We start from the raw sequence: 25,519 nt of genomic DNA on the forward strand, positions 1-25,519 counted from the left end.
CCGGCTAAATTATCTGGAACTGGAGTTTTCATCCCATATCCTGTTCCATATTACAATTTGCCCTTCGTGCTTGGAATTTCCCCGTGTTCAACCCGGACAGCGTCCCGGATTGCAAGGGCAAGGGCCTTAAATAGAGCCTCGGCCTTGTGATGGTCGTTCCTTCCCCTCACGGAGGCGTGGATGTTCATGGCTGCAGATACCGCAAGGGACTCAATGAAGTGTCCTATGTTCTGTGATTTCACATCACCTATCACAGCATCATCGAATTCCAGTTCAAGGACCGTATAGGGCCTTCCACTGAGGTCCAGGGCAACGGTTGCAAGGGCATCATCCATTGGGACCATGGCATGGGCCATCCTCCTTATACCGCTCTTATCACCCAGGGCCTCCCTCAGGGCCTCCCCCAGTGTGAGGGCAACATCCTCAACGGTATGATGGTCGTCAACCTCCAGGTCACCCCTCGCCTCAACCTCCAGGTCAAGGAGTCCATGGCGTGCAACTGATTCAAGCATGTGGTCAAGGAATCCGAGACCGGTGTTCACGCTTGATTTTCCACTCCCGTCGATTTCAAGATCCACCTTCACATGGGTTTCAAGGGTTTCCCTCGTCTTCATACTTCTTCTCATAGTTATCATCCCTGATAATTCTTATGGCGCCCTCAGGACACTTACTTGCGCAGATCATGCACTGGTGGCAGAATTCAAGATTTGATGGGGTTGCAGGCTTCCCTCTCTGGATGGTCCATATCTTACCACCCTTGGGGCATGCCTCCCGGCACTCGCCACATGCTGTGCACTTATCTGGATCAACAATTATCTTCAAGTGAACCACTCCCATCTTCATGAAAGGTTAATGCGTTTTGAGATTATGTGAACACCTCATATCTTCAGGACGGTAACAGCAACTGCCTTAAAACCGGCGTAGATCATTGTGCCCAGTTTAAGCTGGAGGTTCCTCTGTGAAGCCGGTGTTATATGGGTTTCAATTTCAAGTCCATCACCGGCGTCCACTCTGACCCTTACGATGTCCCCCTTCATCTCAAGACCTGTCACCCTCCCCCTGATGATGTTCCTCATGCTTGTGACCTGCCTTTCCCTCATCAGGACAACATCGTCGGGTTCAACAAGGAGGATGACCCTGTCCCCGGCGGATACATCCTATGCACGGGCGGCATCAATGGTGAAACCCCCTACCACAACCCTGAGACCATCCGCTGAAACCTCCTTAACGACACCCTCAAGTTCATTCACAGTTCTCTGTCTTTCGAGGGCCCTCTTTAGTTTAAGGTACTCCTTGATGATCATCAGGCCTGTATCTGTGAGCCTGCTGCCTCCACCACCTCCCCTTCCACCACGCCGGGTCTCCACTATGTTCTCGCCAAGGATATCCTCGACGTTCCGTATGTATGCAAGGGCGCTTCTGTAGGGAATTCCAGCATCCCTTGCTGCAACTGTTATGGAGCCCATCCTGTGGATGAGGTTGAGGAGCTTGAACATTCTCTCATCAACCGGAACTTCAAGATCGTTGATAGGGATTCTACAGGCAAATCTCATTGTAGAACCTATGGCGCCGGTTCTTTATATCTTTATGCCATCAACTATCTCGCCCACCGGTCCATCAGATCAGCCATTCTTGCAACTGCACCACTGAGGGGCCCCATCCTTGCACCTAACCTTCGAATGAGCCTCACATCCCTCTTCTCAACACCACCGACAAGGAGAATGCTCAGACCATAAACCAGGGGAGCGAAGATGATGGCTGCAAGGAGGCCTGGGATGTTCTGGGGGAGCAGAATCATGAAACCACCCATAACCCCGGATGCAGTGGCTATCCTGATGAACGCCATCCCTGGAAGCTTCACACCTGTTATCTGTGTGGTCTTCCACAGGATTATGATCATTATAATTAGGGCTGCAAGGGTTGTTGCAAGGGCCCCTCCCTCGATCCCGAGCATGGGTACAAGGGCAACGTTGAGTACAAGGTTTATGATGGTCCCACCCACCAGGACATACATGGGGAGGCGGGGGTACCCTATCCCCTGGGCTATGCTTGATGATATCATGAAGAGGGTGTAGAAGCTCATACCCACCACGAGTATGCTGAGGGCCCCAGCCCCAAAGATGAAGTCCCTCCCAAAGAGGAGTTCAAGGAGGGGCCCTGAGAACACGGCTATACCCACACACATTGGCAGCACAAGGAGGGTCACGACCCGGTATGACTGGACAATGTAGGTCTCAAGGAGATTCTGATCCTTCAGGGCGAATGCTTCAGAGGCTGCTGGAAGTACAGCCGTGGCTACAGACATTGATATCACAAGAGGGAGCCTTGCAACAGGATCGGCGGCGGTGTAGTACCCCACCGAGGTTGTTGCCATGAAGTATCCTATTACGAATACGCTTATGTCGTATATGGCCATCTCAGAGAGGGCGGTTATTATGACCGGGATCGAGAAGGATATCAGGGTCTTGACAAGTCCAAGTTCCTCCCTGAGGCCCAGTCTCTTTTCGGGTGGGGCGGGCGGAAAGTAACTGTTTATCAGTCTGCGAAAGATGATTATGGCTGAGATGGCTGATGCAAGGAACCCCATGGAGGTGCCAATGACCGCCCCGGCTGCATAGAAACCTGCCATGACGAATACAACAGCCATTGTTATCATGAAAACCTGCTCAACAGCCCTTGTAATCACGACGTATTCCATGCGGTATATGCCCTGAAATGCTCCACGGAATGCCCCAACAATGACACTGAATGGTGTTATGAGGGCAACCGCCTGGAGGGGGTACTGGGCCGCTGGTTTGTGGAAGAAATCATTTGCAAGCCAGGGGCAGTGAAAAACATGACCAGGGAAAAGGCTATACCCAGGAATATCATCACCTTTAGGGATGTCACAACGACCTGGCGCGCCATCTCCTCCTCATTCAGAGCCCTATGCTGGGCCACGTACTTTGCAATGGCTGGAGGAAGGCCCCCCGCTGCCAGTATCTGGAATATTCCCTGGAAGGGGAGTGTGAGTCCAAGCAAACCGTAGCCCTCGGGTCCAAGCAGACGCGTCATGAGCACCCTGTAGATGTAGCCCCCGACCCTGAACAGGAGGTTGCCTATCATTATAAGGAAACTGCCCTTTAGAAGTTTGGATGTGCCTGAAGATGCCATTGAATCACCAGAAATAAAGAGTTGACGGATTTAAATAAATTCCGAATAAAAAAGAATTTCAGGGTCCTTCAGAGTCCAGGAACCTTTTAAACATGCCCAGGGTCTTTTTGAGGGTTTTGAATCCATATGAGTCCTCTTTAACACCTCAAGGGTGTCCCTTGACCAGAAACAGGCCCCCAGATTTGCACCGAAGGAACCTCCACTTACGGGTATGACGCCGTTGAGTATGTAGAAGGTGTGGATCTGCATGAGGGCTGGCTCCTGCCCCCCGCATCTATCACCACCAACAGCTATACCCATACCAACCTTCCCGCGGAGGGAGTCATAGTCTTCAGCACCCAGTGCCCGGCAACGATCCATGATGGCCTTTATCTGGGCGCTGACACCTCCATTGTACACGGGGGTTGCAATTATGATCCCGGCGGCCCTCCGGAGTAGTTCATATAGGGGGAACATGTCATCCTTCAGCACACATTCCTTATTCCTCAGGCAGTAATCACAGTGTCTGCAGGGGGAGATGTTCTTACCCCTCACCGTGAAGAACTCTGTCTCAAGGCCATCATCCTCAAGCATTGAGAGGGCCCTTTCAAGGACATGTTCTGTTGCCTGCTTCCTGGGGCTTCCACATATACCGAGTATCATGCAACCCCCTCCAGTTCTAGATTGCTTCGTCCTCGTCGAGGGGCAGTCTCATGGTGTCGGGGTCCTGGGGCATGTGCTCAAGGAAGTCCTCTGCAGCCCTCCTGACGTCCCTTGATCCTATTATGTACCTGCCAACGACTATTATGTCTGCGCCGCTGTCAAGGGCCTCCTGCATCTTTGAGGGTGTTATTCCCCCTGCCACTGCCACAAGGCCCCTGGGTCCAAGGATCTCCTTTATCTCCCTGATGTTACCCCATTCACTCATTTCACCAAGTTCCTCTCCACGTTCAGCTCTGAGGGTTTCAAGGTCAACGTTTCTGTGGAGGAGAACAATGTCGGGTTTGTATTTGAGTCCCCTGAGTTTATCGACGAAGTTTTCAACGTTCATCATGTCAAGTATGGAGTAGATTCCCTGTTTCTGGGCCTCGTGGATGGCCTTTTCAATGGACTCAACTGTCCCGAGGCCTGATATTGCAACGGCGTCCGCAGTTTCATCTGCAGCCATTTTGACCTCTATCCTTCCAACATCCAGGGTTTTGAGGTCCGCTATTATGAAGGCATCCCTTCTAAGCTCCCTTATCCTCCTGACAACACCCACACCGAATTTCTTGACAAGGGGTGTTCCAGCTTCAAGCAGTATACGCTCCCTGTCAGGAAGGGTGTTGATGATCCTCTCCATCTCCTCCATGCTATCGAGGTCAAGGGCAACCTGCAGGTATGGGGGGTTCCAGAGCCTCACGGCCCTGAAGCCCATTATGGGATGGCTTCCGCGGTCCTTTTCACTGAGGACCTTTCTGACTGATGGGTAGCCCTCCATGGCCCTTCTGAGGGCAAGCTTGGTTGCTCCGTAGTTGTACTGGTATATCTTCCTGTAGTCCTCTGCCTCAGGGTGTATGAATACGCTGACTATAACAACCAGGTCTTCAGCCTTTTCCTCGGGGATTATGCCCTCCTCAACGGAATCAGCAACTGCACGTGCCACTGCTGTCTGGGCAGGACCAAATACCTTATCGGCATCCTCAAGGCAGCTCACCGTGACCTTTGGCACGATGAGTGTGGCGGGCTTGGTCATGAGGTTGGGTCTTACGACTGATAGAAGTGGGGTGTGACCCAGTGAAAGGTTTGTGAGACCATTTGCGAAGGCGGCCCCTGCGTTTCCCTCCTTATCCCCTATGATGAGATCTATATGCGCGACTTCGTTGCCGCTTCCTATGAGTGCTTCACCTATTCTGTACATTAAAATCCTCCTATGTGGTCTGGTTTCCTGCTGGTTCTTCAGGTTCAGATGTTTCTGTGCTGTTTTCAGCACTGCTTGTGTTTGTTTTTATCTTCTTGGTGGTGGTTTTTGTGTTTGTCGGTGCTGACCGGTGCCGGGGAATTCATTTGCAAAACTCATATCTGTTGTTGCATTATCTGACCAATCCAGCTGGGTTACATTCTGGTCCTGGGCCCCCAGGTACAGGGCAACATTGAAACCAACCATCAGTGATATGATGAGAACCATGGCACCGATAACTATGTTCCTGTAGTCCATCAGATCACCTTGATGAGATTGATATAAATTAATTTTAGTGTAGGTGATGATGGTATTTATATCTATTGAAGCGGCCATCACCGTTTCTGGATGGCTCCGGGAGAAAAAAATCAGTAGGGGTGAGGTGGTGGAGGGGTTTAGATTTTACCCTCCAGGTAGTCACCGTATCCCTTAAGGTCGAGGAGGCCATGGCCTGAGAAACTGATAACTATGGTCTTCTCTTCACCGGTTTCCCGGCACTTGCGTGCTTCATCGATTGCCACACTTATGGCATGGCATGTTTCCGGGGCCGGCACAACACCCTCTGCCTTTGCAAACTTGACGCCGCTCTCGAATATGGTGTGCTGGGGAACGGCCCTGGCATTGATCACACCCTCCCTCACGAGGAGTGCGACCTGGGGTGACATTCCATGGTACCTGAGGCCACCGGCATGGACGGATGGGGGTACAAAGTCGTGGCCGAGGGTGTACATCTTGAGGAGCGGGGTCATGCCTGCAGTGTCACCGAAGTCGTAGCGGTACTCTCCGGCTGTGAGTGTTGGGCATGACTTTGGCTCTGCAGCAATGAATTCACAGTCCAGCTTACCATCAAGCTTGTCCTTCACGAAGGGGAAGATGGCCCCCCCGAAGTTGCTGCCCCCTCCAACGCACCCTATCATGATGTCTGGTGTTTCACCTGCGATTTCAAGCTGTTTCTTTGTCTCAAGACCTATTACGGTCTGGTGAAGGAGCACATGGTTAAGTACACTTCCAAGGGAGTAGTAGACGTTTTCTTCCTGGAGAGCCTCCTCCATGGCCTCAGATATGGCTATACCCAGGGATCCGGGATGTTCGGGGTCCTCCTTGAGCATCCTGCGACCAAATTCTGTGTGATTGCTTGGGGATGGTACAACCTCACCACCGTATAGCTGCATTATGGTTTTTCTGAAGGGTTTCTGGTTGAAGGATACTCTGACCATGTAGACCTTGCACTGGAGGTCCATCAGTGAGCAGGCAAGGGAGAGGGCTGTTCCCCACTGCCCTGCACCGGTCTCTGTTGTTAATCTCTCTGCACCATCCTTCCGGGCATAGTATGCCTGGGCTATGGCGGTGTTCAGTTTATGGCTCCCTGTGGGGGAATAGTCTTCCCTCTTGTAGTATATCCTTGCCGGAGTGTCCAGCATCTCCTCAAGGCCCTTTGCCCTGAATAGTGGTGTGGGCCTTCCAATCATCTTATAGACGTCCATGACCTCCCTGGGAATCTTTATCCATCTCTCCATGGACATCTCCTGCTCAAGCACTCCCCTTGAGAATACCCTTGGCAGGTTTTCAATGTTCTTCCCACCCTCAGGGTTTTTTGGTTCTGGTAGTGGTGAGGGAAGGTCCGGGTTAATGTTGTACCACTTCTTTGGTATTTCATTTTCATCAAGAACGATCTTATTCATCATATCACCTCATGGCTGGAACTGGTCCCTACTGATGAAATCATCATTTCCATGCAGTAAGATATCTTTAAAGAACTATTTAAAACTTTACTGTACATATATGTACATCAAAGGGAATGGTTAATAAACAGTGATGAGATATGTTTCCCACATGAAAATACTTGCAGTTGATGTGGGGGCCGGAACCCAGGATATAATGTACCATGACACGGGGATCGACAGGATAGAGAACTCCCTGAAGATGGTAATGCCCTCACCAACAAGGATAATTGCAGGGAGAATCCGGGGGATCAGTGGCGATGTCTTTATCAGTGGACAGACAATGGGCGGGGGCCCGGTTACACGTGCAATACTTGAACACATCGGAGCCGGAAACCGGGTGGTCATGACACCTGAAGCAGCCAGGACAGTCAGGGATGATCCTGAAAGGGTCATGGCCATGGGAATAGAGATATCAGAGGAAAACCCGGGACTTCAGAGCATTGAATTCAGGGACGTAGACCTTGAGGCCATAAGAGGGGCACTTGCATGCTTTGACGTTGATCTGGACTTTGATTTGCTGGGTGTTGCTGTACAGGACCACGGGGCCGGGGGTGATATGGGTGATAGGAACTTCAGATTCATGAAGATCAGGGAGAAATTATCCGTACCCATCCCCCCGGAGGAGTTCTCCTACCTGGGAGACGTCCCTGAGTACTTCACAAGGATGAAGTCCATTGAGAAGGCCATCAGACACCCCACCCTCATCATGGATTCAAAGTTCGCCTCAGTGACCGGGGCACTCATGGATCCTGCAGTCAGTTCAGATGAGCCGATTGTCGTGGTGGACGTGGGAAATGGACACACCCTGGCAGCCAGCATCCTTGAAGGGAGGATACATGGTGTCATGGAGCACCACACCCGCATGCTCTCACCGGCTAAACTCGAGGACTTCATTATAAGGCTCTGCCTGGGTGAGCTGACCCACGGTGAAATCCATGGAGATGGCGGTCACGGTGCCCATGTCATTGATGCTGTTGGCGAACCGGTCAAGGTGGTTGCAACCGGTCCCAGAGGGGCATACTTGACGGTATAGACCTTGATGTCCACCATGCAGCACCGGCGGGGGATGTTATGATGACAGGACCCGTGGGTCTCATAAGGAGTATTGAGTATAGGGTGAGTTGATGTTTGTGTTGTTTTGCTGGAGTATTGAGTACAGGGTGATGGGATGATCAGGATAGACCCCCACATACACAGCGTATATTCTGGTGATGCGAGGGGAACCCCCAGGGAGATCCTCAGGAGGGCCTCAGCCGTGGGTCTTGATGCGGTGGCAGTTGCAGACCACAACACAATGAAGGGATCAATAATCGCCCTCAAGGAGTCCCGGGGAATGGGCATAACCGTGGTACCCGCAATGGAGCTCAGCACATCTGCTGGACATATCGTTGCCCTTGGCATCCAGGAGGAGATCTCGAGGGGACTCACTCCGGTCGAGACCCTGGATGAGATACATGACCAGGATGGAGTCGCCATAATACCCCACCCCTTTGTGAGGTACCGGCAGGGACTCTTTGTGAATGAGCGTAACATCCGTGTTGACGGCATCGAGACCCTAACTCCAGGTACATCGTGGGCTACTCGAACTGGAGGGCCCGGAAGTTTGCAAGGAAAAGAGGCATACCAGAGATAGGTGCAAGTGACGCCCACTTTCTGGAGGCCGTTGGAAGCTCCTTCACCCTGGTTGACTCTGAGGGCGAGGCTGATGATATAGTCAGGGCTATCCTTAAGGGAAAAACAGAGCCAGCAGGAAGCAGGACACCACTCCCACTCATTGTGAGGGAGGTCATAAACAAGAAATTACTTGGAAGGATGAGGGATTATGTCTGATCCTGATAACTCTAATTGGGCAGCACACCTCATATTTGACCCTCCCAGTGGAATCTATTCTTCAATAGCGTATGCGGGCATGGCACGGTCATCAGATGCATTGCAGCCCTCGACAGACATACCTCCTCAACATGGGGGAGTGACATGATATCTGAAATCATCGAGTTCCTTGAGAGCAACTTCTTTTACCTGCACCCTGGTTACACACCACTGAACACGGTCGTATTCGGGATTGTACTCGGAATAGCTGTTCTGATAATACTCAGGATGTTCAGATGGCTTAAAAAGGATCCAGGCGAGCTACTTGTGCCCCTGCTTCCCTTCATATTCCTGGGCTCCGGTGCAAGGGCCCTTGTTGATAACGGGATATACCCGCTAACACACCTTCTGGTAACCCCGGGCATATACATCCTTGTGGGCCTTACAACCATAGCAACACTAATAGCCGCGGTTAAACTTGAGGAGACCCGTGGCTGGGATTACAGGAAACTTATATTTGCCACGGGCTCTGTCCTCGCTGCGCCCAACCTCATCAGCATACGTCACATAGATCCGGTACCCTTCCTCTCCGTCCTCGGAGTGTTCTCAGTTTTTTCAGCAGCATTTTACGCCCTGAGCTTGAGGTGGGAGTTCCTCCGGGGCAGGATGAACCTCCCTGTTATATATGCACACCTATTCGATGCATCCTCAACCTACGTTGCCGTTGACTGGTACGGCTATATAGAGCAGCATGTGCTGCCATCAGCCCTAACAGGCCTCACGGGCACTGCCATGGTCATGTTTCCCCTGAAGATGGCGGTTATACTGACGGCCCTCTATGCCATTGATAGATACGTTGAGTCCGATATGGATTCAGAGGCCCTCAAGCTTGTGATATTTATACTGGGCCTTGCCCCGGGTCTCAGAAATTTCCTGAGCCTGAGCATGGCGGTTTAATGGTTTTCTGTAAATTACCTGGCACCCGGGAACCCGGGTTATAACTTATAAGATATAACTTATAACATACTGTGTGTAAAAGCTTTTAATTGTAGCCCACAGAAATTTAAGCAGATAAAATGCCAGACCACGGGGAATCAAGATGTACATAGAAGAGGTTAAAGGAGAAATGAATCTCCCGGAGAATGTCAGGATATTTGACACAACACTGAGGGATGGTGAACAGACACCTGGAGTGGCCCTCACAGTGGAGGAAAAGACGGGTATAGCAAGGAAGCTCGACGCCCTTGGAGTCGATACAATCGAGGCAGGGTTCCCTGCAGCATCTCCAGGTGAAATGAACTCCATAAGGAGAATAGTTGAACTCGGACTTGAAGCAAATATCTGTGGTTTGGCAAGGGTGCTCCGTGAGGACATAGACGCGGCAATAGACTGTGGAGTTGATTACATACACACCTTCATAGGGACATCACCACTCCACCGGGAATACAAGCTCAAAATGTCCCCTGATGAGATAATAGACAGGGCGGTCTTTGGAGTGGAATATGCGGCTGAACATGGCCTGAAGGTTGAGTTCTCTGCGGAGGATGCAACAAGGACTGAATTTGATTACCTGGTTGAGGTATACCGTGCAGCCGAGGATGCCGGTGCCGAGATCATAAACGTCCCGGATACCGTCGGGGTCATGATACCCCGGGCCATGAACCACCTGGTATCCCGGCTTAAGGAGGAACTCAGGGTACCCATAAGCGTGCACTGTCACAATGACTTCGGCCTGGCAGTCGCCAACTCCCTTGCAGCGGTGGAGGCCGGGGCATCACAGGTACATGCAACAGTGAATGGTCTCGGTGAAAGGGCAGGAAACGCTGCCCTTGAGGAGGTTGTAATGGCCCTCATAACCAGGTATGACCTCCCGGTGGATATAAGAACCGTGGAACTCGTCAACATCTCAGAATTCGTCTCAAAGATAACCGGTGTCAGGATGCCCCCCAACAAGGCCATAGTCGGTGAAAACGCCTTTGCACATGAAGCCGGCATACACGTGCATGGAGTCCTTGAAAAGGCTGAAACCTATGAACCAATAACCCCTGAGATGGTGGGCCACAAGAGGAGGATAGTCCTTGGTAAACACACAGGAGCCAACGCCCTCAGATCAAAGCTCCAGGAATACGGAATAGAGATGAAGGAGGAACAGTTCTGCACACTCTATGAACAGGTCAAGAGGCTTGGAGATAAGGGTAAGAGGATCACGGATGCTGATCTGAGGGCCATGGCCGTCACCATCCTTGGAAAGGCCAGCAGGGAAATAGTGAAGCTGGAGGGCATAGCAGTCATGACAGGGGAGAGTGTGATGCCAACAGCCACAGTTAAGCTCAGAATCGGTGACGAGGTCAAGACAACATCCATGACAGGGGTTGGACCTGTAGATGCTGCAATAAACGCCATACAAAGCCTTGTAAGTGAAACAGCAGACATAGAACTCGATGAATACAACATAGAGGCCATAACTGGTGGTACAAACGCACTTGCAGAGGTCTTCGTTGTCATGAGTGACGGGGAGGGTAACAAGGCCACAGGAAGGTCCACCAGGGAGGACATAGTCATGGCGAGTGTTGAGGCAGTACTGGACGCCATAAACAAGATTCTGAGCCTTAAATAGAAAAGTGATTGAGCTGGTATGATATGGGGCCAGTTTCAACCTGCAAGCTCTTCGGTGCCGTGAGGGCGGTGACAGGCATAAAAAATGCAGTACCCCTCATCCATGGCCCCAGGGGATGCGCATACCATATAGGCTATCTACTCACAGCCAGGGGCGGGCGGAGGATAGCTGTGGCATCAACAGAACTATCAGAATCAGACGTGGTCTTCGGAGCATCAGAGAAACTCAGGGACAGGATAATAGAGGTTGACAGGACACGAAAACCTGATATCATAGTAATTATGAGTTCCTGTGCAACCAGCATAATCGGAGAGGATATAGGGCGGGTTGCAGATGAGACCTCAGAACTCGTGGACGCGGAGCTCATAACCGTCAGTGCCGGTGGATTTGAATCCAGTCAGGGTGAGGGATATGAGGAGGTGATGATGGCACTCATCCATAAATTCTGCTGGAGGATGGAGCCATCATCTAAGCCTTCAGTCAACATAATAGGTGAATTCAGGGGCGGAGCCGACCTCAGGGAGGTCAGGGAGTCCCTATCATTGATGGGGGTGGATGTGAACTGTGTCCTGACATCAGGATGCAGCATCAGGGACATGACCATGATCCCGGCGGGCCACCTCAACTGCTCCTTCTGTGATGTCTCGGGTATCGCCCCCTGCCGCTTCCTTGAGGAGAACTTCGGGACACCCTTCATCCACCACCCCATCCCCATAGGTTTTTCAAATTCACTCAGATTTTACAGGGAGGTTCTCGGGTATCTCAACCTCGATTATCCCATAAATGAGGAATTCTCAGCTTTTATCGAGGAGAGGGATCGAATAAGGGCTGAACTTGAGGGTCTGAGGGTGGCGGTAGTTTCAGGACCAACAAGGGCCGTTGCACTCACAGAATTCATAACTGAACTGCGGATGAAGCCAGTTCTTGTATCAATGGATATGATAGGTGATTACACACTGGAAAACCTTAGAGGGGTGCCTGGATTGAGGTCAGAGATACTTGTCGGGGTCGATGTTTCTGATATTGAGGAGGCCATCATCAGGACTGAACCCGAACTGATACTGGGAGGCCTTGCAGAGACCCGCATATCTGAGGTTTCAGGGGCACCCCTCATCGATGTTATGCATGGATCCAGCCTCACAGCAGGTTTCAGGGGGGCTGTTAACCTTGGTGCTAGAATGTGCGGGGCTGTTTATGGGGATCATGATTGTTATTAAATTTTTCAGTTACCATATCACAAAGTTTATATAATCTTGGGTTTCTATCTTTATTACAGACACTCTTGGAGGTTAAGTGATGTCAGAGGAGAATGTAGTATACATCGGAAACAAGCCTGTAATGAACTATGTTCTGGCCGTGGTTACTCAGATGAACGGTGGGACCAGTGAAGTGATCCTTAAAGCCCGTGGAATAGCCATAAGCCGGGCTGTTGACGTTGCAGAGATTGTAAGGAACCGCTTCATACCAGACATACAGATAGAGAACATCGACATATGCACAGAGGAGATCATTGGTAACGAGGGAACCGCTACCAATGTTTCAGCAATAGAAATTCAGCTCCGAAAGGATTAAAAATATAAAAGATGGAAGCCACAGGTTTCCATTTTTTATATTTTATTATCAAAGGTTGCAGTGACCTCTGATTAATCATTTAAGGGTTTTTACGTGCAGTCAATTTTAATTACTCTTTTTTAACCCAGAGGACCTGCTTTGGGCATGCTGAGAGGTCCCTGAATTTACTGTTGAGGAATTCAACCTTCATGATATCAATCCTTATGACATTCATATCAATGTTCAGATCCTTCACTGCATCCGGGTTGAGACCCCTCAGCTTATAAACATGTTCAGCATCCTTTCCATGGAGTATGCTGGCAGCACCCGTTATCTGCATCCCTGCAAGGTCGCTCATGGATGTGTAGTCCTCGTATACTGCAACTGAAACCCGTTCATTCTCGGGGAGACCTGCAAATTTCTCACCACCCTCACTGATTATGAGGAGGGAATCCCCATCATATATGTACTCAAGGGGTGTGGCCCGTGGCTGTCCTCCATGGCAGGTTGCAAGGGTGCAGGTGTTGTGTGATCTGAGGAATTCGTCAATGAATCCACGGAGTTCACCCTCATCAATGGAGGTCATGAGGGAGTCACGGATGTCCCTCAGTTCAAGTGCAAATTCAGTGACCTCCCCTTTATCCAGGAGATCAACGTCACTCAACTCAATACCGGTGACCTCAGAGAACGCCTGGAGATCAGCAAGGTCCTCCTCTGAAAGTTCGCCGAGTTTCATACGTCCACCAAGCGCCCGGGAATATATGCTACCTCCGATAAGATCTTCAACTTCCTTAATGGCTCTCAGACCATCCTCTCTACTCAGGGAAACTGAGAAGAGTGCCACGGGTTTCTCCCTGAGCCATGGGTTTTCCCTTATAAAATCAGTTATTCGTGGGTGCATTCTCCCCCGGTAGACACCGGATCCAATTACAAAGAATTCAAAGTCCCTGAAGGGCTCCTGGAATTCAGGGACCCTGCAGCACCTCGATGGTCCAAGTATCATCCCGGTTTTAGATGCAACCTCCTCTGTGGACCCATAGGTGCTCTCATAGATTATGAGTGTCCTGAACATCGGATTATCCCCCTTTAAAAATTAAAATGGGTATTTTATCTTCTTCCTGCAACCTTCCTGAGTCCGATAACAGCTCCGGCGATTACAAGGATCACTGCAATGATGTAGTAGGCGAATACTGAGGTAGGAGCCTCCTTCTTCTTGGAGTCAAGGGCGTATATGTATCCGTTTTCGGTTGCAAAGTAGACTGTCTTGCCGTAGACCACTGGAGAGGAACTCACAGGTGAGCTGAAGAGGTAGTAGCCTGGGGAGTAGCTCCACTCCTCCCTGCCACTGTACTTGTTGAGGATGTAGAGTGTCCCGTCATCTGATCCCACCGCTATCATGTTCTCAAAGAGAGCCGGTGTTGAACGTACAGGGGCACCGGTATGGAATGACCATTTCAGGGCACCGGTCCTGGTGTCCAGGGATGTGATGTTCCCGTCATCGCATCCAATGAAGACACTGTTCTCCTCTGTGTCAACTGATGGGGAGGAATATACACGGTCGCCGAGGCTGTACTTCCAGATCACATTCCCATCTGACTCTGATAGGGCGTAGATGTTCCCGTCATCTGACCCCACATAGACTGTCCCATTCCAGAAGGCTGGTGAGGATCTTATGGCGTCCCCTGACGTGTAACTCCATACTTCGTTCCCGTCGGATTCTGAGAGGGCGTATACCTTACCATTGAATGAACCCACATATAAGGTGCCATTCACAGGGAGGGGTGATGATTTAACGGCGTCCCCGGTGTAGAACTCCCACTTCTTGGAGCCATCGTCTCTGTCCACAGCGTATACCCTGCAGTCATCAGATCCAATATAGACGGTGTCCCCGCTCACTGCAGGTGATGATTCTATCCTGTTACCTGTTTTGAATTTCCATTCAAGGTCTCCGGTGTCTGTGTCTATTGCATAGAGGTATCCATCCCAGGAACCCACAAATACGGTCCCATTTACAACCACCGGCGATGAGACGATGGCACCCTCTGTTTTGTAGCTCCAGACCACGGACCCGGTCTCAAGGTTCACTGCATAGAGCCTCCCATCAAGGGATCCTATGTAGGCCACCTTGTTGAATATGGCCGGGGATGACTTTATACCCCCAATGGAGAGGTACCATGTCTTTGCAGAGAAGTCGCTTGGCTCCTTTGCATAACCTGTGTGCTGTTCGTCTCCATGGAATACCGGCCAGTCAGCTGCTGATACAGGACTGAGGATCATCCCAAGGATTATGAGTGCCGCGATTAAACCTTTTCTCATCATTTCTATCACCACATTAAACTAATTACATTAAATGTCCCTGTTGAAACGGGTAACACCCATCGCAAAGAACAGGAGGGTGAATCCACCAAGCACAAGGAGGTTAACCATTATGTCCCCAGCACCGGCGCCCTTTAGCATGACTGCCCGGAGGGCATTGTTGGCATAGGTGAGGGGGACTACGTAGGCTATCTTCTGGAATATCCAGGGCATGGTCTCAATGGGGTAGAACACCCCTGATACGAACATCATGGGCATGGCGAAGGGCATGACCATCTGCATGTAGTCCTCCTGGGTCCCCACCCTGGCTGATATCATTATACCAAAGCCGACAAAGCAGAGGGCCGTCAGTATCAGTAGCAGGACCGTCAGGAGCATGCTACCATTTATCTTGATACCGAAGAGAAGAATTGCAATGAAGAGCAGGAGAAGGGCCCTTCCACTTTCTATCACAAGCTTTGAGATTATCTTACCTCCCACAACTGTGGCTACACTTGTGGGGGTCATGAAGAGCCTTGCAAGCTCTCCCCTTTCCCGTTCACCCGCAATGGACTGACCCATTCCAAACATGCAGGAGAACATTATGGTCATGGCCAGTATGGCGGGCACAAGGAAGTCCATGTACTTGACGTCCCCGTAGATTCTGTCAATCTGGAGGTTTATGGTGCTGACCATGCTCTGGAAACCTGAACTTGGAGTTGAATTCTGTGCATTCATGGATGTGCCCTGCATCCTCTCCACAGCAAGCTGCCCGGATAGCTTGCTGAAGAGGGCCTGTGTTGCCGGTACAAGGGCCTGGCTTGCCAGCTGATCCGAGGAGTCAAGGTACATGACCACGGTGGGCTCCGATGATGTGAGGTTATCATAGTTAGGTGGCAGTATTATGGCTGCCTTGACCTCCCCGGCGTCCACCATATCCCTGGCGATCTCCGGGTCCTTCAGGATATCCTTTATATCATAGAGGCTCATGTTCCTCATGGCATCAACGGTCTGGTCTGTCACCGGACCGCTGCTCTGTTCCACTATAACCACGGGTATATTCTCAAGGGTACCGCCCATACCATAACCGAAGAGGGTTATCATCAGTATGGGGAACAGTATGATGGATATGAGGCGCGGTTTGTGCCTCCAGAGGACTATCAGGTCCTTCTTAAGCATCCACATAACCTTTTTCATTTCCATAACGGTTACCTCCCTGTAACCTTCATAAATACGTCCTCGAGTGAGGGGTCCTTTGTTGAAATTGAGGTTATCCTGGCGTTGTTCCTTATAACAGCCGCCAGAACATCATTAACGGCAGTTTCGCATGTTTCATCGAGTTCAAGGATTATCCTTCCTGTATGGTGCTTCTTAACGTCCAGTGTAACCGGTAGGGCTTCCAGTTCAGATAGTAGATCATCTGTGAGGTTCACAATGAGCATGCTTATCTCCTTACCGGCACATATCCTCTCTGATTTCTTGATCTCCTGGATGGCCCTTCTCTCGGATTCAGGCGTCTCCTTGTCGATCCTGTCCAGTATCCCACCGATCTCCTTTGCTCTGAGGGATTCCTCCTCCTTTATCACTGTGTCCTTGAGCCCCTGTGGAGTGTCAAAGGCGGCAAGAACGCCCTGATTTATTATCCCCACGTAGTCACAGAGGAGTTCCACCTCGTACATGTCGTGGGAGCAGAGTATGATGGTGTGACCGCTGCTGTTCAGTTCGTCTATGAGGTCCCAGAGCACCCGCTTGGTTGTCGGGTCCAGGCCGATTGTTGGTTCGTCCAGGAAGAGGATGTCTGGTTGATGTATGAGGCTTGCAACCAGTGACACCTTCTGCTGCTGGCCACCTGACATCTGCCCGACTGGCTTGTCTGCAGCGTATTTTATGTCCACAAGTTCCATGAGCTCCTCTATCCTTGATTCCTTCAGATCCTCGGGCATGCCATAGAAGTCTGCGCACATCTCCACGTTTTCCCTTGCTGTGAGGTCCTCGTATAGGCTTACCTTCTGGGGAACCATGCCTATCTGCTGCCGGACCTCATCGGGGTTTTTGAGTATATCATAACCTGCAACCCTGGCGGTCCCTGAGCTTGGCGGGATGAGACATGTGAGCATCTTTATGGTTGTTGTCTTCCCGGCCCCGTTGGGCCCCAGGAAACCAAAGATGGAGTTCTTCTCTATCTTCATGTTCAGGCTGTCCACCGCCTTGAAGTCCCCGTAGACCTTTGTGAGATCGAAGGTTTCTATCGCATATTTCATGTTTCATCCTCCCTTTCAGCGGGGAACATGTCATTCCAGAAGTCTTCCCATATCTTTGATACATGGTCCCTCATTATCTGCCGGATCCTCTCTATCGTCTTCTCACCGAGAGGGGTTATCTCATAGTATTTCACTCTTTTCTCACCGTGCATCTCCCAGCTGCCCTCTATCAGTCCCTTCCTTTCGAGGTCATGGAGTACCGGGTAGATTACGCTGGGTCCGGGCGGTTTTATGTTCTTGCAGTGCATGCCCTTGAATGAGTAGAATCTTTCAAGGCGTCGCATTATCTCGTAGCCATGTATTTTTTCCTTGCTTATCATCCAGAGGATCATTGTCTTTCCAAATCCTCTCATGAAGCTTTTTATTATCTTTTCATCGAATTCACCCCCCTCACCGGTGAGGGGACCTTCTTCTGCGCACATAGAGTCATCTCCAGAGAAACTGATGTTTTCATACACACAATATATCAGTTTTACGATATATCTATTTGCCATAATAAAATGTTCATGATATATAAAGTTTGTGATATATTGATGAGGCGTCCTTTAACCGGTGATGATGGGGAGGGAATCTGGCGGTATCCCGTGAAACTGCGCGGGTAACTTGTGGGTACTGCAATCAAATGGAAAGACTCATAAGCCCCGATAAATAGAAGATCTACCGGGATCTGATATGAGACTTGGTTTTTCAACCCTGGCGCTTTTCATGGAGCCACTGGAAAACATCCTTCAGAAAGCAGAGGATGACGGTTTTGAACTTGTAGAGCTCCTCTGTGAGGGACCCTACTGGCCAAGAAGGCTACTTCAGGACGGGGATTCCTTGGAAGTCTTCGAGTCCTTCGACCTCGAGGTCCTTATCCACGCACCCACCATAGACCTGAACCCTGCAAGCATGAACCGGGGTATAAGGGAGGAGACAGGGAGGCAGATGGTCGAGACAATTGAACTTGCATCAAGGATAGGTGCAACAACAGTCACAACCCACCCTGGAGTGGTCCACCGGAGGGAGGACAGGATAAGGAGTGCTGCACTCCAGTTCGCACTTGAAACACTTGGTGAATGCGTTGAATACGCAGAGGATCTGTCCATAAAATTCTCAGTCGAAAACATGCCCGGAAGATTCTCCTACCTCTGCAATAACCCTGCAGAACATGAGAGATTTGTTGAAAAATGTGGCTCCTACGCAACGGTTGACATAGGACATGCCAACACTACAGGGCGTCTCCAGGATTTCCTGGAGATCAAAAGAACAGCCCACTATCACATCAGTGACAATAACGGGAAGAGGGACCAGCACCTGCCCCTCGGGGAGGTCACAGTCGATCTTAAACTCCTGGGATCCATAGAGAGGGGTGTGATAGAACTGAACAGCTATGATGGTGTAATCAGGAGCAGAAGAATCCTTGAGGAGGTCGTCCGTTGAGGTGGCTGTCATGAAAAAGAAGAGACTGGAGGGTCTGGTTGATGCCATATTTGCAATCGCCATGACCATACTTGTTCTGGGCATAGATGTGCCCACCGGCACCATGAGTGTTCCGGCAATGGACGCCTACATCATGGGCCTTGCATCTGATTTGTACAGCTACTGTCTCAGTTTCCTCCTCCTCGGCGTCTTCTGGTGGGTTAACCACATGCACTTCGAGAAACTGGAGAAGGTTGACACGGGATTCATATGGATAAACATCGTCTGGCTCATGGTCGTTGTCCTGGTACCATTCTCAACAAAGCTGACAGGTAATTATGGAGACCTTGTAACACCCAATATCCTGTTCCACCTGAATATGCTCACCATAGGTCTTTTATTATCCATGAGCTGGATCTATACCCAGAGGAATGGTTTAATGGATATCGGAGAAAATGAATACCGCTTAATCCTGAAGAAGAATCTTTTAATGCCTCTTGCAGCCATCCTTGCACTCATCTTAACACCCATTGCACCGGAGTACAGCTCCACCGCCTACGCAGTTCTCATATTAAAGAGGCTCCTTTAGCTTCGTGGCACTTTTTCAGGACTCTGCACTTGATATACTTAAATGCAATGATTCAGGGCCTTATATAGGCCCATCCCTCTGTCTGTCTTCTTACAATATGACCCACACCGGATGATACAACATCGACTCCCTCCAGGAGGTCATCCCCATCCATACCAGATGCCCTGAGGGTGTTTGAGCATGCACAGAACCTGACACCCTGACCTGTGAGTTCAGATACGTCCCCTGAGTACTCAGAATCCCTTCTGAGGACATTAACTCCCATGGAGTAAGCCACAACCTCTATTCTGACGGATTCGAGATCAGCCATTAGGTTCCTGACATTGGAGATGAGGAGCAGAACCCTTGACTCATCATCCTCATCTATGTGGAAGACCACACGGTAATCCACCATGACACCACCTCCGCTACACGGGTGTTATCCTCCCCTCAAGGCCGGCGTCCACCGGGCTGTTTCTCGCGATGTATTCTTCAAGCACATCAATGGCCCTCAGATCGGTCTCCTCATGGTCCTCACCGTACCTGGAGGGGACTCCCTGGGATGTGACGTAGACGGCACTGTAGGTCCCTGACGGGTCAAGGGGTCTGCCATTTACAAATATCTTCTGTATCCTTGCACCTGGAGGGTTCTCGATCTTGAAGTACATCTCAAGTCCGAGGCACCTCTTGAGGTAGCCCCCCATCTGATTGTAGGGGTTCCTTGAGAATACGAGTTCAATGTTTTCCTCCATCATATCCCATATTTCCCTGCCTGTTAACCTCACCCGGGATAAAGGAGGATTTACAGGTATAATGTTCCAGAGATCCTCAATTCTGATATCTCCTGGCGGCACAGGGGCACCGTAACGCCACCCATTGGAGAATGCAAGGTCAAAGTCCCCTGTATCCATCACGGCCTTTAGGAGGAGGTTATCCATGGTTGACTCCAGTATGGTGTACCTGTTAAGGTGGGTCCTGGTGGAGCCCACGACTGTTTCGAGGTGGTCACTGTCGGTCTCAGTTATCCTGAGCACCATCTCCTCAACATCAGGATCTGAGGGACCCCTCACCTTCATGAGTTCATGGCTGAATCCCCTGACACCATCATCCACCTCCAGGTCAAGGCGCCCGATGAAGGAGCCATGACAGCCTGACTGTATGATTATGGTATCTCCAACGATGTGGGGCCTCTCGAGTCTGTTGTGGGTGTGTGCGCTCAGCAGCACATCGATGCCCTCAACATCAGATGCCAGCTGAACCTCCTGTGGAAAGCCGAGGTGTGATATCACAACGGTGAGATCCACCCTCTCCTCATTCCTGAGGATATCGATCCATCCGGGGAGCTCCTCAAGGCCAAGGGTGAATTCAAGGCCCTCACTGAAGTGGGGTGGCATGACCTTATCTACGATGTTTGATGCTATCCCTATGATACCCACCTGCAGTTCCCCAACATCAAGGATTTCATAGGGCTGGAATACCAGCCGTTCGGTACCCTCACGGTAGCAGTTTATGGCAAGTACAGGGTAATTGAGCTTCTTTGAGAGTTCAATGAACCTTTCAGGTCCGTAGGCAAACTCCCAGTGAGCTGTCATGGCCTTGAATCCCATCTCATTCAGCAGGGGGATCATTGCAGCGCCCCGACTCTTCACGGCATGGTATGTGCCGTGGATGGTATCCCCGCAGTCAAGAAGTAGAGCGGGCCTCTCTTTGCGTATTTTATCAACGAGTCCAGCTATGTGCTGGTAACCACCAAGGGTCTCATATACGATTTCACGGCCCTCCCAGAAAAGTTCGGGATGGCTTTTAATGTATCCATGGGTGTCGTTCACCTAGATTATGCTCAGTTCAGCCATAAAACACCCCCCTTACAGGTTTTAACCTCAGATATCTATATCCAGCAGCTCTCCTATATTCTCTATTACATAATCAGCGGCTTCTATAAGCCTCTGGGGGACATGCTCCCTCTGCTGGAGTGTAAGAACCCCTATATCGGCCTCCCTAAGTGCAAGGATGTCGTTGATGCCATTACCCACCATAACGACCTTGCTGTACCTCCCCCGGAGTTCACGTATTATCCTTGCCTTCCTCTCGGTGTCTGCAGTGTCAAATACGTTTTCAGTGGGGATTCCCAGGAGCTTTGCAAGTTCCATGAGGGACCCCTTCCTGTCCCCCGATGCAATGTATATGTCGATTTTCCTGTCCATGAGTTCACCGATAACATGGGGGACCTCCGGGAAGAGCTTTCCTCCTGCTGTTATGGTGAAATCCACCCTCCCCCGGTCCATGTTGACGATGAAACCTGAACCGCTGCATATCTGTATGTTGTAGTTCTTCCCTGCAACAGCATCTATGGTATCCTGTATGTCCCCCACGGTGGCCGGGTCATCCCTTAGGACCTCAAGGATTTCACCGGGATCAACTGCGGTGTTGGCGTAGCTTATATTGAACCTTATATGGTTCCTCTCTATGAATTCGTAGATTGTCTGGTGGGGCCTGGCATTCACTATACAGGTGGATGGGTCCGTCTGAAGTACCACGAGTGCTCTACGGTCCCGGTAATCAACAACATCAAGTGAGTTCATGCTGTCACATATCTTACCGGTTTTAAGATCCTTGAGGGCCCTGTACCTCCTTATGAGTGTCCCTGAATTATCAAAAACAACGGCCTTCATCGGACCAATATATGTTTTTTATGGTATTAAGATTTTGAGAGGATACAGTGGCACCTGTAAGCGAGACCCATAAACATCCTAGGAATACCCTGAAATGGCCTTCAGACTTTCAATTAAGAAGTAGACTCCAAAAAGAATCAGGAATAGACTTAAAATCATCATAACAATTTTGTAAGGTCTTCCATTCATTCTGAAGGATTTCCTTGATGAGAGGAATGATACGAGACTGTACCATGTGAGGTCAGATGACCAGTGACCTGCGAGGAATGCCAGGAGCCCAAGGACGCCTGCAAGCTCCAGTCCCCTGTACATCAGGGCAGCGCCCACCGCACCCCACCACAGGAAGAAGTATGGGTTCGCAAAGCTTATGATGGCCCCCCGAAGGATTGACCCACCCTCAGGGATATTTTCAGTGTCTTCAGAATCCCTGAAACCAAGGATTCCCATCCATATGAGGACTGCTCCACCTGCAGTCCCAAGGATGGCTGGAGCAGGGCCTGATCTGAGGATATAACCCAGGCCCATCAGTATCAGAGTAACAAGGAGAGCCTCTCCGAGGACATGGCCGGCCACAAGGAGGGGTCCGGCCCTGAATCCCCTCCTGATGGAATCTGAAACAGTTACGGTAAGGAGGGGTCCGGGGGCCATGGCCCCGGATAGTCCAATCAGAAATGATGTCAGGGCGAATAGCAGGATACTGATCATGATTCCACGGCTTCAGTTGTATCTGTTCAGTATCCTCATTATCTCTGAGAGGTGGTGGTCTATCTCTTCGATCTCTTCTCTTTTAAGGGACCTTGTCCGGCTAACTATCCTCATCCTCTCGAAGACATGGTCCATCCTTGTGAGGAGTTCATTCATATACGTCCTGGTGGGGTACATGCTATCAGCTCCATATCAATTTCTATCACTCATAGTATAAGGATCCTTCCAGTCATCTGTGATGATTATCGGCGGCAGGGTGCCTCCAGTCATCCCTGAAGATCCACCTCCAGACCCACTTCACCGGCAACGGCCCTCTCATAGATCATCCATGCTGTTGTTATATCCTGAATGGAGAGTCCAGTCGAATCAAATACGGTCACATCAGCGGGTGAAGTTCTACCCTCAATCTTGCCTGTCATAACATCCCCCAGGCTTCCCTGGAGGTCATCCACCCTGAGGATCCCCTCGGTGATGGGCACGTTTATTTCTCCGCTGTGGGTTGCCTGCTCCAGGCTGTCATAGAATACACGGGCATTTTTGAGTATCAGAGGGTCCAGTTCCTGCTTCCCTGGGGCGTCTGCACCCATGGCACATATGTGCGTACCCGGCGACACCCAGTCTGCCATGACCACAGGACTCCTTGATGGAGTGACGGTTACAACGATGTCCATACCCTCAACAGCCTCCCTTGGATCTGTAGCGGCCCTCACGGGGACTTCATATTCCTTTGAAGCCCTTAAGGCAAATTTTTCACGCGTTGACGGTGTCCTGCAGTAGACGCTGACCTCCTCAAGATCCGCCACCCTGCTGATTGCCATGAGCTGGGTCCAGGCCTGCCTTCCGGCACCGATTATCCCGAGCCTTGACGCGTCCCTGGATGCAAGGTACTTCACCGATACACCGCCAGCGGCACCCGTTCTCATATCGGTTATATGGGTTCCATCCATGAGTGCAATGGGGAACCCTGTTTCAGGGTCCACAAGCTCTATGACAGCCATTACCGTTGGCAGGGAATGCCTATCAGGGTTTGAGGGGTGCACATTGACGCACTTAACACCGGCCATCTCAAGCTCCTCAAGGTAGGATGGCATGACACGGAGGTCTCCATTGTATCTCCTGAAGAACAGGTACATCTTAGGGGGCATCTGAACCCTCCCAAGGGCCTCCTGGACAAAGGCACCCTCAACCGCCTTCAGGCAGTCGTCCATGTTAAGAAGGCCTTCAACATCACTCCTGGTTAGCACAACTGTTTTTTCCATGCATCCACCGTCCCCATTTAATAACAATCAGGGTCAATCTACCAATCTTTAAATATTGAACATCTCACATTTATTAGTGTTGGAAATGAAATTAAAACCACGGATGAGTACTGTCATGGCTGTCCCGGCGGTCCATGGACCGGAAACTCCACCCTCGAGGCAGTCATGGCAGCTATTAAGGTTGATCAGACTTATATCTCACTTCAACTTGAAATATAAGGGTGTTAAAGATGGAAACTGTTGATAAGGTTGATATGATTAAGAATCATGGCCTGACCGCATCAGAAAATCTTGAAAAATTTCTTAAGAGGATTGAGGCAAAAAACGATGACATCAACGCCTTCCTGGAGGTTAGGGGTGAAGAGGCGATTAAGAGGGCTGAGGAGATAGACGCCAGGATAGCCTCCGGCAAGGAGACAGGGAAACTGGCGGGCCTGGTGATAGGAGTTAAAAGCAACATCAACGTGGAGGACTTCAACGTATCAGCAGCTTCAAAGACCCTCGAAAATTACACTGGAAGCTACGATGCAACTGTTATAAGGCGCATAAAGGAAGAAGACGGTATAATAATTGGCATGACCAACATGGACGAATTCGCTGCCGGGAGTTCAACCGAGACATCATTCTTTGGCCCAACAGACAATCCAGCAGCCCCCGGGAGGATCCCGGGAGGTTCAAGCGGCGGGAGCGCTGCTGCAGTGGCTGCTGGTATGTGTGACCTGGCACTGGGATCAGATACAGGGGGTTCAATAAGGAATCCAGCATCGCACTGCGGTGTAATGGGCTTCAAACCAACCTATGGGGCAGTATCCAGGCAGGGCCTCCTGGACCTTGCCATGAGCTTTGACCAGATAGGACCCCTGGCAGCAGATGTATCCGGGATCTCACTTGCACTGGATGTCATCTCAGGTTATGACCCGGCAGACCCCACAACCCTGGACAGTTCACCGGACCTTGAGGTGGAGAGGGAACTGAAGGGCCTCAGGGTCGGTGTTGTGAGGGAGTTCCTTGAGGTCACAGATGAGGCAATAGATGAGGTTATTCAGGGGAAACTCGGAGCCATGGAGGATGAGGGCGCCGAGATAGTTGAACTGGATTTTGGATACATAGACCTCTGTCTCCCCACCTACTACCTCATAAACTACGTTGAATTCTTTTCAGCCACCAGGAAGTATGACGGCAGAAAGTACGGTCACAGGATAGAGGATGTCTGCGGTTCGGAGGTCCTCAGGAGGATACATATGGGTTCCTACATCAGTCAGAAGGAACTATCTGGAAAATACTACAAGAGGGCCCTCCAGGCAAGATCCCTCATAAGGAGGGAGATAACAGGGCTTCTCAGCCATGTGGACATAATAGCGGGGCCAACGGTTCCAAAGCTACCCCACACACTGGGTGAGGAGCTTGAACCAATGGAGATGTACGCCTACGATGTCCTCACGGTCATAGCTAACCTTGCAGGTATACCCGCTGCAAGCATACCTGCAGGGGATGTGGGCGGAGTCCCTGTTGGCCTGCAGCTCCAGGCAAAGCCAGGAGATGATGGCATGATAGTATCGGCCATGAGGGAGATTGCTTCACTGTAA

Annotated in this window: 28 protein-coding genes and 2 pseudogenes; 10 read left to right on the forward strand and 20 right to left on the reverse strand. The window is 50.6% G+C overall.

Annotated elements, in window-relative coordinates:
* Positions 1-50 precede the first annotated feature (50 nt).
* The 9 genes and pseudogenes from hisB to MTH_RS07050 form a co-directional block, all read right to left on the reverse strand.
* On the reverse strand, positions 51-626 hold the full coding sequence (hisB, locus tag MTH_RS07010; RefSeq protein ID WP_048061060.1) for an imidazoleglycerol-phosphate dehydratase HisB: 576 nt from the start codon (positions 624-626) through the stop codon (positions 51-53).
* Positions 592-831, reverse strand: coding sequence for a 4Fe-4S binding protein (locus tag MTH_RS07015; protein WP_369798278.1), 240 nt, complete (start codon positions 829-831; stop codon positions 592-594). Before MTH_RS07015 ends, hisB begins: the two co-directional genes overlap by 35 nt.
* A gap of 47 nt (positions 832-878) precedes the next feature.
* Positions 879-1,133: a TOBE domain-containing protein gene (locus MTH_RS07020; RefSeq protein ID WP_269889821.1), complete on the reverse strand. Its 255-nt coding sequence runs from the start codon at positions 1,131-1,133 to the stop codon at positions 879-881.
* A 24-nt stretch (positions 1,134-1,157) separates the two neighbouring features.
* Positions 1,158-1,553, reverse strand: a complete 396-nt coding sequence (locus tag MTH_RS09425; protein WP_010877080.1) for a LysR family transcriptional regulator — start codon at positions 1,551-1,553, stop codon at positions 1,158-1,160.
* Positions 1,554-1,597: 44 nt separating this feature from the next.
* A pseudogene (locus MTH_RS07030) lies at positions 1,598-3,153 on the reverse strand (oligosaccharide flippase family protein).
* A gap of 58 nt (positions 3,154-3,211) precedes the next feature.
* Positions 3,212-3,795 (reverse strand): annotated as a pseudogene (locus tag MTH_RS07035) (flavodoxin family protein).
* A 16-nt stretch (positions 3,796-3,811) separates the two neighbouring features.
* Positions 3,812-5,032 (reverse strand): bifunctional 5,6,7,8-tetrahydromethanopterin hydro-lyase/3-hexulose-6-phosphate synthase, encoded by a 1,221-nt coding sequence (locus tag MTH_RS07040; protein ID WP_010877084.1) that lies wholly within the window; start codon positions 5,030-5,032, stop codon positions 3,812-3,814.
* 87 nt (positions 5,033-5,119) lie between these two features.
* The gene (locus MTH_RS07045) at positions 5,120-5,329 is read right to left on the reverse strand and encodes a hypothetical protein (RefSeq protein WP_143485783.1); all 210 of its coding nucleotides are present in this window, start codon (positions 5,327-5,329) and stop codon (positions 5,120-5,122) included.
* Between the two features lie 137 nt (positions 5,330-5,466).
* Positions 5,467-6,756, reverse strand: a complete 1,290-nt coding sequence (locus MTH_RS07050) for a TrpB-like pyridoxal phosphate-dependent enzyme (protein WP_010877086.1) — start codon at positions 6,754-6,756, stop codon at positions 5,467-5,469.
* Positions 6,757-6,904: 148 nt separating this feature from the next.
* Here MTH_RS07050 and MTH_RS07055 point away from each other — a divergent pair, with 148 nt between their 5' ends.
* From MTH_RS07055 to albA, 7 genes are all read left to right on the forward strand, one after another.
* The gene (locus MTH_RS07055; RefSeq protein ID WP_238374190.1) at positions 6,905-7,828 is read left to right on the forward strand and encodes a DUF1786 domain-containing protein; all 924 of its coding nucleotides are present in this window, start codon (positions 6,905-6,907) and stop codon (positions 7,826-7,828) included.
* 135 nt (positions 7,829-7,963) lie between these two features.
* Complete coding sequence (locus tag MTH_RS07060) at positions 7,964-8,428, forward strand: PHP domain-containing protein (protein WP_010877088.1); 465 nt, start codon at positions 7,964-7,966, stop codon at positions 8,426-8,428.
* Entirely contained in the window at positions 8,368-8,625 is a 258-nt protein-coding gene (locus MTH_RS10090) for a PHP-associated domain-containing protein (protein ID WP_010877089.1), read from the forward strand. The genes MTH_RS07060 and MTH_RS10090 overlap by 61 nt, the downstream gene beginning before the upstream one ends.
* Before the next feature lie 144 nt (positions 8,626-8,769).
* Positions 8,770-9,561 (forward strand): DUF63 family protein, encoded by a 792-nt coding sequence (locus MTH_RS07065; protein WP_010877090.1) that lies wholly within the window; start codon positions 8,770-8,772, stop codon positions 9,559-9,561.
* A 142-nt stretch (positions 9,562-9,703) separates the two neighbouring features.
* Positions 9,704-11,221 (forward strand): 2-isopropylmalate synthase, encoded by a 1,518-nt coding sequence (locus MTH_RS07070; protein WP_010877091.1) that lies wholly within the window; start codon positions 9,704-9,706, stop codon positions 11,219-11,221.
* An 8-nt stretch (positions 11,222-11,229) separates the two neighbouring features.
* Positions 11,230-12,438 carry a nitrogenase component 1 gene (locus tag MTH_RS07075; RefSeq protein WP_010877092.1) on the forward strand — a complete coding sequence of 403 codons (1,209 nt, stop codon included), beginning with the start codon at positions 11,230-11,232 and terminating at the stop codon, positions 12,436-12,438.
* A gap of 79 nt (positions 12,439-12,517) precedes the next feature.
* The gene (albA, locus tag MTH_RS07080) at positions 12,518-12,793 is read left to right on the forward strand and encodes a DNA-binding protein Alba (protein ID WP_048061063.1); all 276 of its coding nucleotides are present in this window, start codon (positions 12,518-12,520) and stop codon (positions 12,791-12,793) included.
* Positions 12,794-12,902: 109 nt separating this feature from the next.
* Here albA and MTH_RS07085 read toward each other — a convergent pair whose 3' ends face one another.
* Genes MTH_RS07085 through MTH_RS07105 form a run of 5 tightly spaced genes read right to left on the reverse strand, consistent with a single transcriptional unit; the run spans position 12,903 to position 17,750 of the window.
* Entirely contained in the window at positions 12,903-13,844 is a 942-nt protein-coding gene (locus MTH_RS07085) for a pyridoxamine 5'-phosphate oxidase family protein (protein WP_010877094.1), read from the reverse strand.
* A gap of 35 nt (positions 13,845-13,879) precedes the next feature.
* Positions 13,880-15,091 (reverse strand): PQQ-binding-like beta-propeller repeat protein, encoded by a 1,212-nt coding sequence (locus tag MTH_RS07090; protein ID WP_231855279.1) that lies wholly within the window; start codon positions 15,089-15,091, stop codon positions 13,880-13,882.
* Positions 15,092-15,118: 27 nt separating this feature from the next.
* Positions 15,119-16,270: an ABC transporter permease gene (locus MTH_RS07095; protein WP_010877096.1), complete on the reverse strand. Its 1,152-nt coding sequence runs from the start codon at positions 16,268-16,270 to the stop codon at positions 15,119-15,121.
* 5 nt (positions 16,271-16,275) lie between these two features.
* The gene (locus MTH_RS07100; RefSeq protein ID WP_010877097.1) at positions 16,276-17,328 is read right to left on the reverse strand and encodes a DrrA-related ABC transporter ATP-binding protein; all 1,053 of its coding nucleotides are present in this window, start codon (positions 17,326-17,328) and stop codon (positions 16,276-16,278) included.
* The gene (locus MTH_RS07105) at positions 17,325-17,750 is read right to left on the reverse strand and encodes a PadR family transcriptional regulator (RefSeq protein WP_143485784.1); all 426 of its coding nucleotides are present in this window, start codon (positions 17,748-17,750) and stop codon (positions 17,325-17,327) included. Before MTH_RS07105 ends, MTH_RS07100 begins: the two co-directional genes overlap by 4 nt.
* A gap of 250 nt (positions 17,751-18,000) precedes the next feature.
* Between MTH_RS07105 and MTH_RS07110 the strand changes: the two genes are divergently transcribed.
* Together MTH_RS07110 and MTH_RS07115 are read left to right on the forward strand one after the other, a co-directional pair.
* Positions 18,001-18,750, forward strand: coding sequence for a sugar phosphate isomerase/epimerase family protein (locus tag MTH_RS07110; RefSeq protein WP_010877099.1), 750 nt, complete (start codon positions 18,001-18,003; stop codon positions 18,748-18,750).
* A 10-nt stretch (positions 18,751-18,760) separates the two neighbouring features.
* Entirely contained in the window at positions 18,761-19,318 is a 558-nt protein-coding gene (locus MTH_RS07115; RefSeq protein WP_143485785.1) for a TMEM175 family protein, read from the forward strand.
* Positions 19,319-19,370: 52 nt separating this feature from the next.
* Here the strand turns inward: MTH_RS07115 and MTH_RS07120 are convergent, their stop codons facing one another.
* The 6 genes from MTH_RS07120 to ala all read right to left on the reverse strand — a co-directional run bounded on the left by MTH_RS07120 (position 19,371) and on the right by ala (position 23,933).
* Positions 19,371-19,712 carry a DsrE family protein gene (locus MTH_RS07120; protein ID WP_010877101.1) on the reverse strand — a complete coding sequence of 114 codons (342 nt, stop codon included), beginning with the start codon at positions 19,710-19,712 and terminating at the stop codon, positions 19,371-19,373.
* A 13-nt stretch (positions 19,713-19,725) separates the two neighbouring features.
* Complete coding sequence (locus tag MTH_RS07125; protein WP_010877102.1) at positions 19,726-21,126, reverse strand: bifunctional metallophosphatase/5'-nucleotidase; 1,401 nt, start codon at positions 21,124-21,126, stop codon at positions 19,726-19,728.
* A 51-nt stretch (positions 21,127-21,177) separates the two neighbouring features.
* Positions 21,178-21,969, reverse strand: a complete 792-nt coding sequence (locus MTH_RS07130) for an HAD family hydrolase (RefSeq protein ID WP_010877103.1) — start codon at positions 21,967-21,969, stop codon at positions 21,178-21,180.
* Positions 21,970-22,047: 78 nt separating this feature from the next.
* On the reverse strand, positions 22,048-22,674 hold the full coding sequence (locus tag MTH_RS07135) for a LysE family translocator (protein ID WP_010877104.1): 627 nt from the start codon (positions 22,672-22,674) through the stop codon (positions 22,048-22,050).
* Between the two features lie 12 nt (positions 22,675-22,686).
* A complete protein-coding gene (locus tag MTH_RS09825; protein WP_162828725.1) occupies positions 22,687-22,851 on the reverse strand; it encodes a hypothetical protein in 165 nt (54 codons plus the stop codon).
* 89 nt (positions 22,852-22,940) lie between these two features.
* A complete protein-coding gene (ala, locus tag MTH_RS07140) occupies positions 22,941-23,933 on the reverse strand; it encodes an alanine dehydrogenase (protein ID WP_048061064.1) in 993 nt (330 codons plus the stop codon).
* A 230-nt stretch (positions 23,934-24,163) separates the two neighbouring features.
* Between ala and gatA the strand changes: the two genes are divergently transcribed.
* The gene (gene gatA / locus MTH_RS07145; protein ID WP_048061065.1) at positions 24,164-25,519 is read left to right on the forward strand and encodes an Asp-tRNA(Asn)/Glu-tRNA(Gln) amidotransferase subunit GatA; all 1,356 of its coding nucleotides are present in this window, start codon (positions 24,164-24,166) and stop codon (positions 25,517-25,519) included.

This window comes from Methanothermobacter thermautotrophicus str. Delta H (assembly GCF_000008645.1).
GTDB lineage: Archaea > Methanobacteriota > Methanobacteria > Methanobacteriales > Methanothermobacteraceae > Methanothermobacter > Methanothermobacter thermautotrophicus.

Excerpts from the sequence above, each read along its gene's own strand:
- hisB (WP_048061060.1), bottom strand. The coding sequence starts at position 626 with ATGAGAAGAAGTATGAAGACGAGGGAAACCCTTGAAACCCATGTGAAG.
- MTH_RS09425 (WP_010877080.1), bottom strand. The coding sequence starts at position 1,553 with ATGAGATTTGCCTGTAGAATCCCTATCAACGATCTTGAAGTTCCGGTT.
- MTH_RS07040 (WP_010877084.1), bottom strand. The coding sequence starts at position 5,032 with ATGTACAGAATAGGTGAAGCACTCATAGGAAGCGGCAACGAAGTCGCG.
- MTH_RS07045 (WP_143485783.1), bottom strand. The coding sequence starts at position 5,329 with ATGGACTACAGGAACATAGTTATCGGTGCCATGGTTCTCATCATATCA.
- MTH_RS07050 (WP_010877086.1), bottom strand. The coding sequence starts at position 6,756 with ATGATGAATAAGATCGTTCTTGATGAAAATGAAATACCAAAGAAGTGG.
- MTH_RS07055 (WP_238374190.1), top strand. The coding sequence starts at position 6,905 with ATGAAAATACTTGCAGTTGATGTGGGGGCCGGAACCCAGGATATAATG.
- MTH_RS07060 (WP_010877088.1), top strand. The coding sequence starts at position 7,964 with ATGATCAGGATAGACCCCCACATACACAGCGTATATTCTGGTGATGCG.
- MTH_RS07065 (WP_010877090.1), top strand. The coding sequence starts at position 8,770 with ATGATATCTGAAATCATCGAGTTCCTTGAGAGCAACTTCTTTTACCTG.
- MTH_RS07070 (WP_010877091.1), top strand. The coding sequence starts at position 9,704 with ATGTACATAGAAGAGGTTAAAGGAGAAATGAATCTCCCGGAGAATGTC.
- albA (WP_048061063.1), top strand. The coding sequence starts at position 12,518 with ATGTCAGAGGAGAATGTAGTATACATCGGAAACAAGCCTGTAATGAAC.
- MTH_RS07085 (WP_010877094.1), bottom strand. The coding sequence starts at position 13,844 with ATGTTCAGGACACTCATAATCTATGAGAGCACCTATGGGTCCACAGAG.
- MTH_RS07090 (WP_231855279.1), bottom strand. The coding sequence starts at position 15,091 with ATGATGAGAAAAGGTTTAATCGCGGCACTCATAATCCTTGGGATGATC.
- MTH_RS07095 (WP_010877096.1), bottom strand. The coding sequence starts at position 16,270 with ATGGAAATGAAAAAGGTTATGTGGATGCTTAAGAAGGACCTGATAGTC.
- MTH_RS07100 (WP_010877097.1), bottom strand. The coding sequence starts at position 17,328 with ATGAAATATGCGATAGAAACCTTCGATCTCACAAAGGTCTACGGGGAC.
- MTH_RS07105 (WP_143485784.1), bottom strand. The coding sequence starts at position 17,750 with ATGTGCGCAGAAGAAGGTCCCCTCACCGGTGAGGGGGGTGAATTCGAT.
- MTH_RS07110 (WP_010877099.1), top strand. The coding sequence starts at position 18,001 with ATGAGACTTGGTTTTTCAACCCTGGCGCTTTTCATGGAGCCACTGGAA.
- MTH_RS07115 (WP_143485785.1), top strand. The coding sequence starts at position 18,761 with ATGAAAAAGAAGAGACTGGAGGGTCTGGTTGATGCCATATTTGCAATC.
- MTH_RS07120 (WP_010877101.1), bottom strand. The coding sequence starts at position 19,712 with ATGGTGGATTACCGTGTGGTCTTCCACATAGATGAGGATGATGAGTCA.
- MTH_RS07130 (WP_010877103.1), bottom strand. The coding sequence starts at position 21,969 with ATGAAGGCCGTTGTTTTTGATAATTCAGGGACACTCATAAGGAGGTAC.
- MTH_RS07135 (WP_010877104.1), bottom strand. The coding sequence starts at position 22,674 with ATGATCAGTATCCTGCTATTCGCCCTGACATCATTTCTGATTGGACTA.
- MTH_RS09825 (WP_162828725.1), bottom strand. The coding sequence starts at position 22,851 with ATGTACCCCACCAGGACGTATATGAATGAACTCCTCACAAGGATGGAC.
- ala (WP_048061064.1), bottom strand. The coding sequence starts at position 23,933 with ATGGAAAAAACAGTTGTGCTAACCAGGAGTGATGTTGAAGGCCTTCTT.
- gatA (WP_048061065.1), top strand. The coding sequence starts at position 24,164 with ATGGAAACTGTTGATAAGGTTGATATGATTAAGAATCATGGCCTGACC.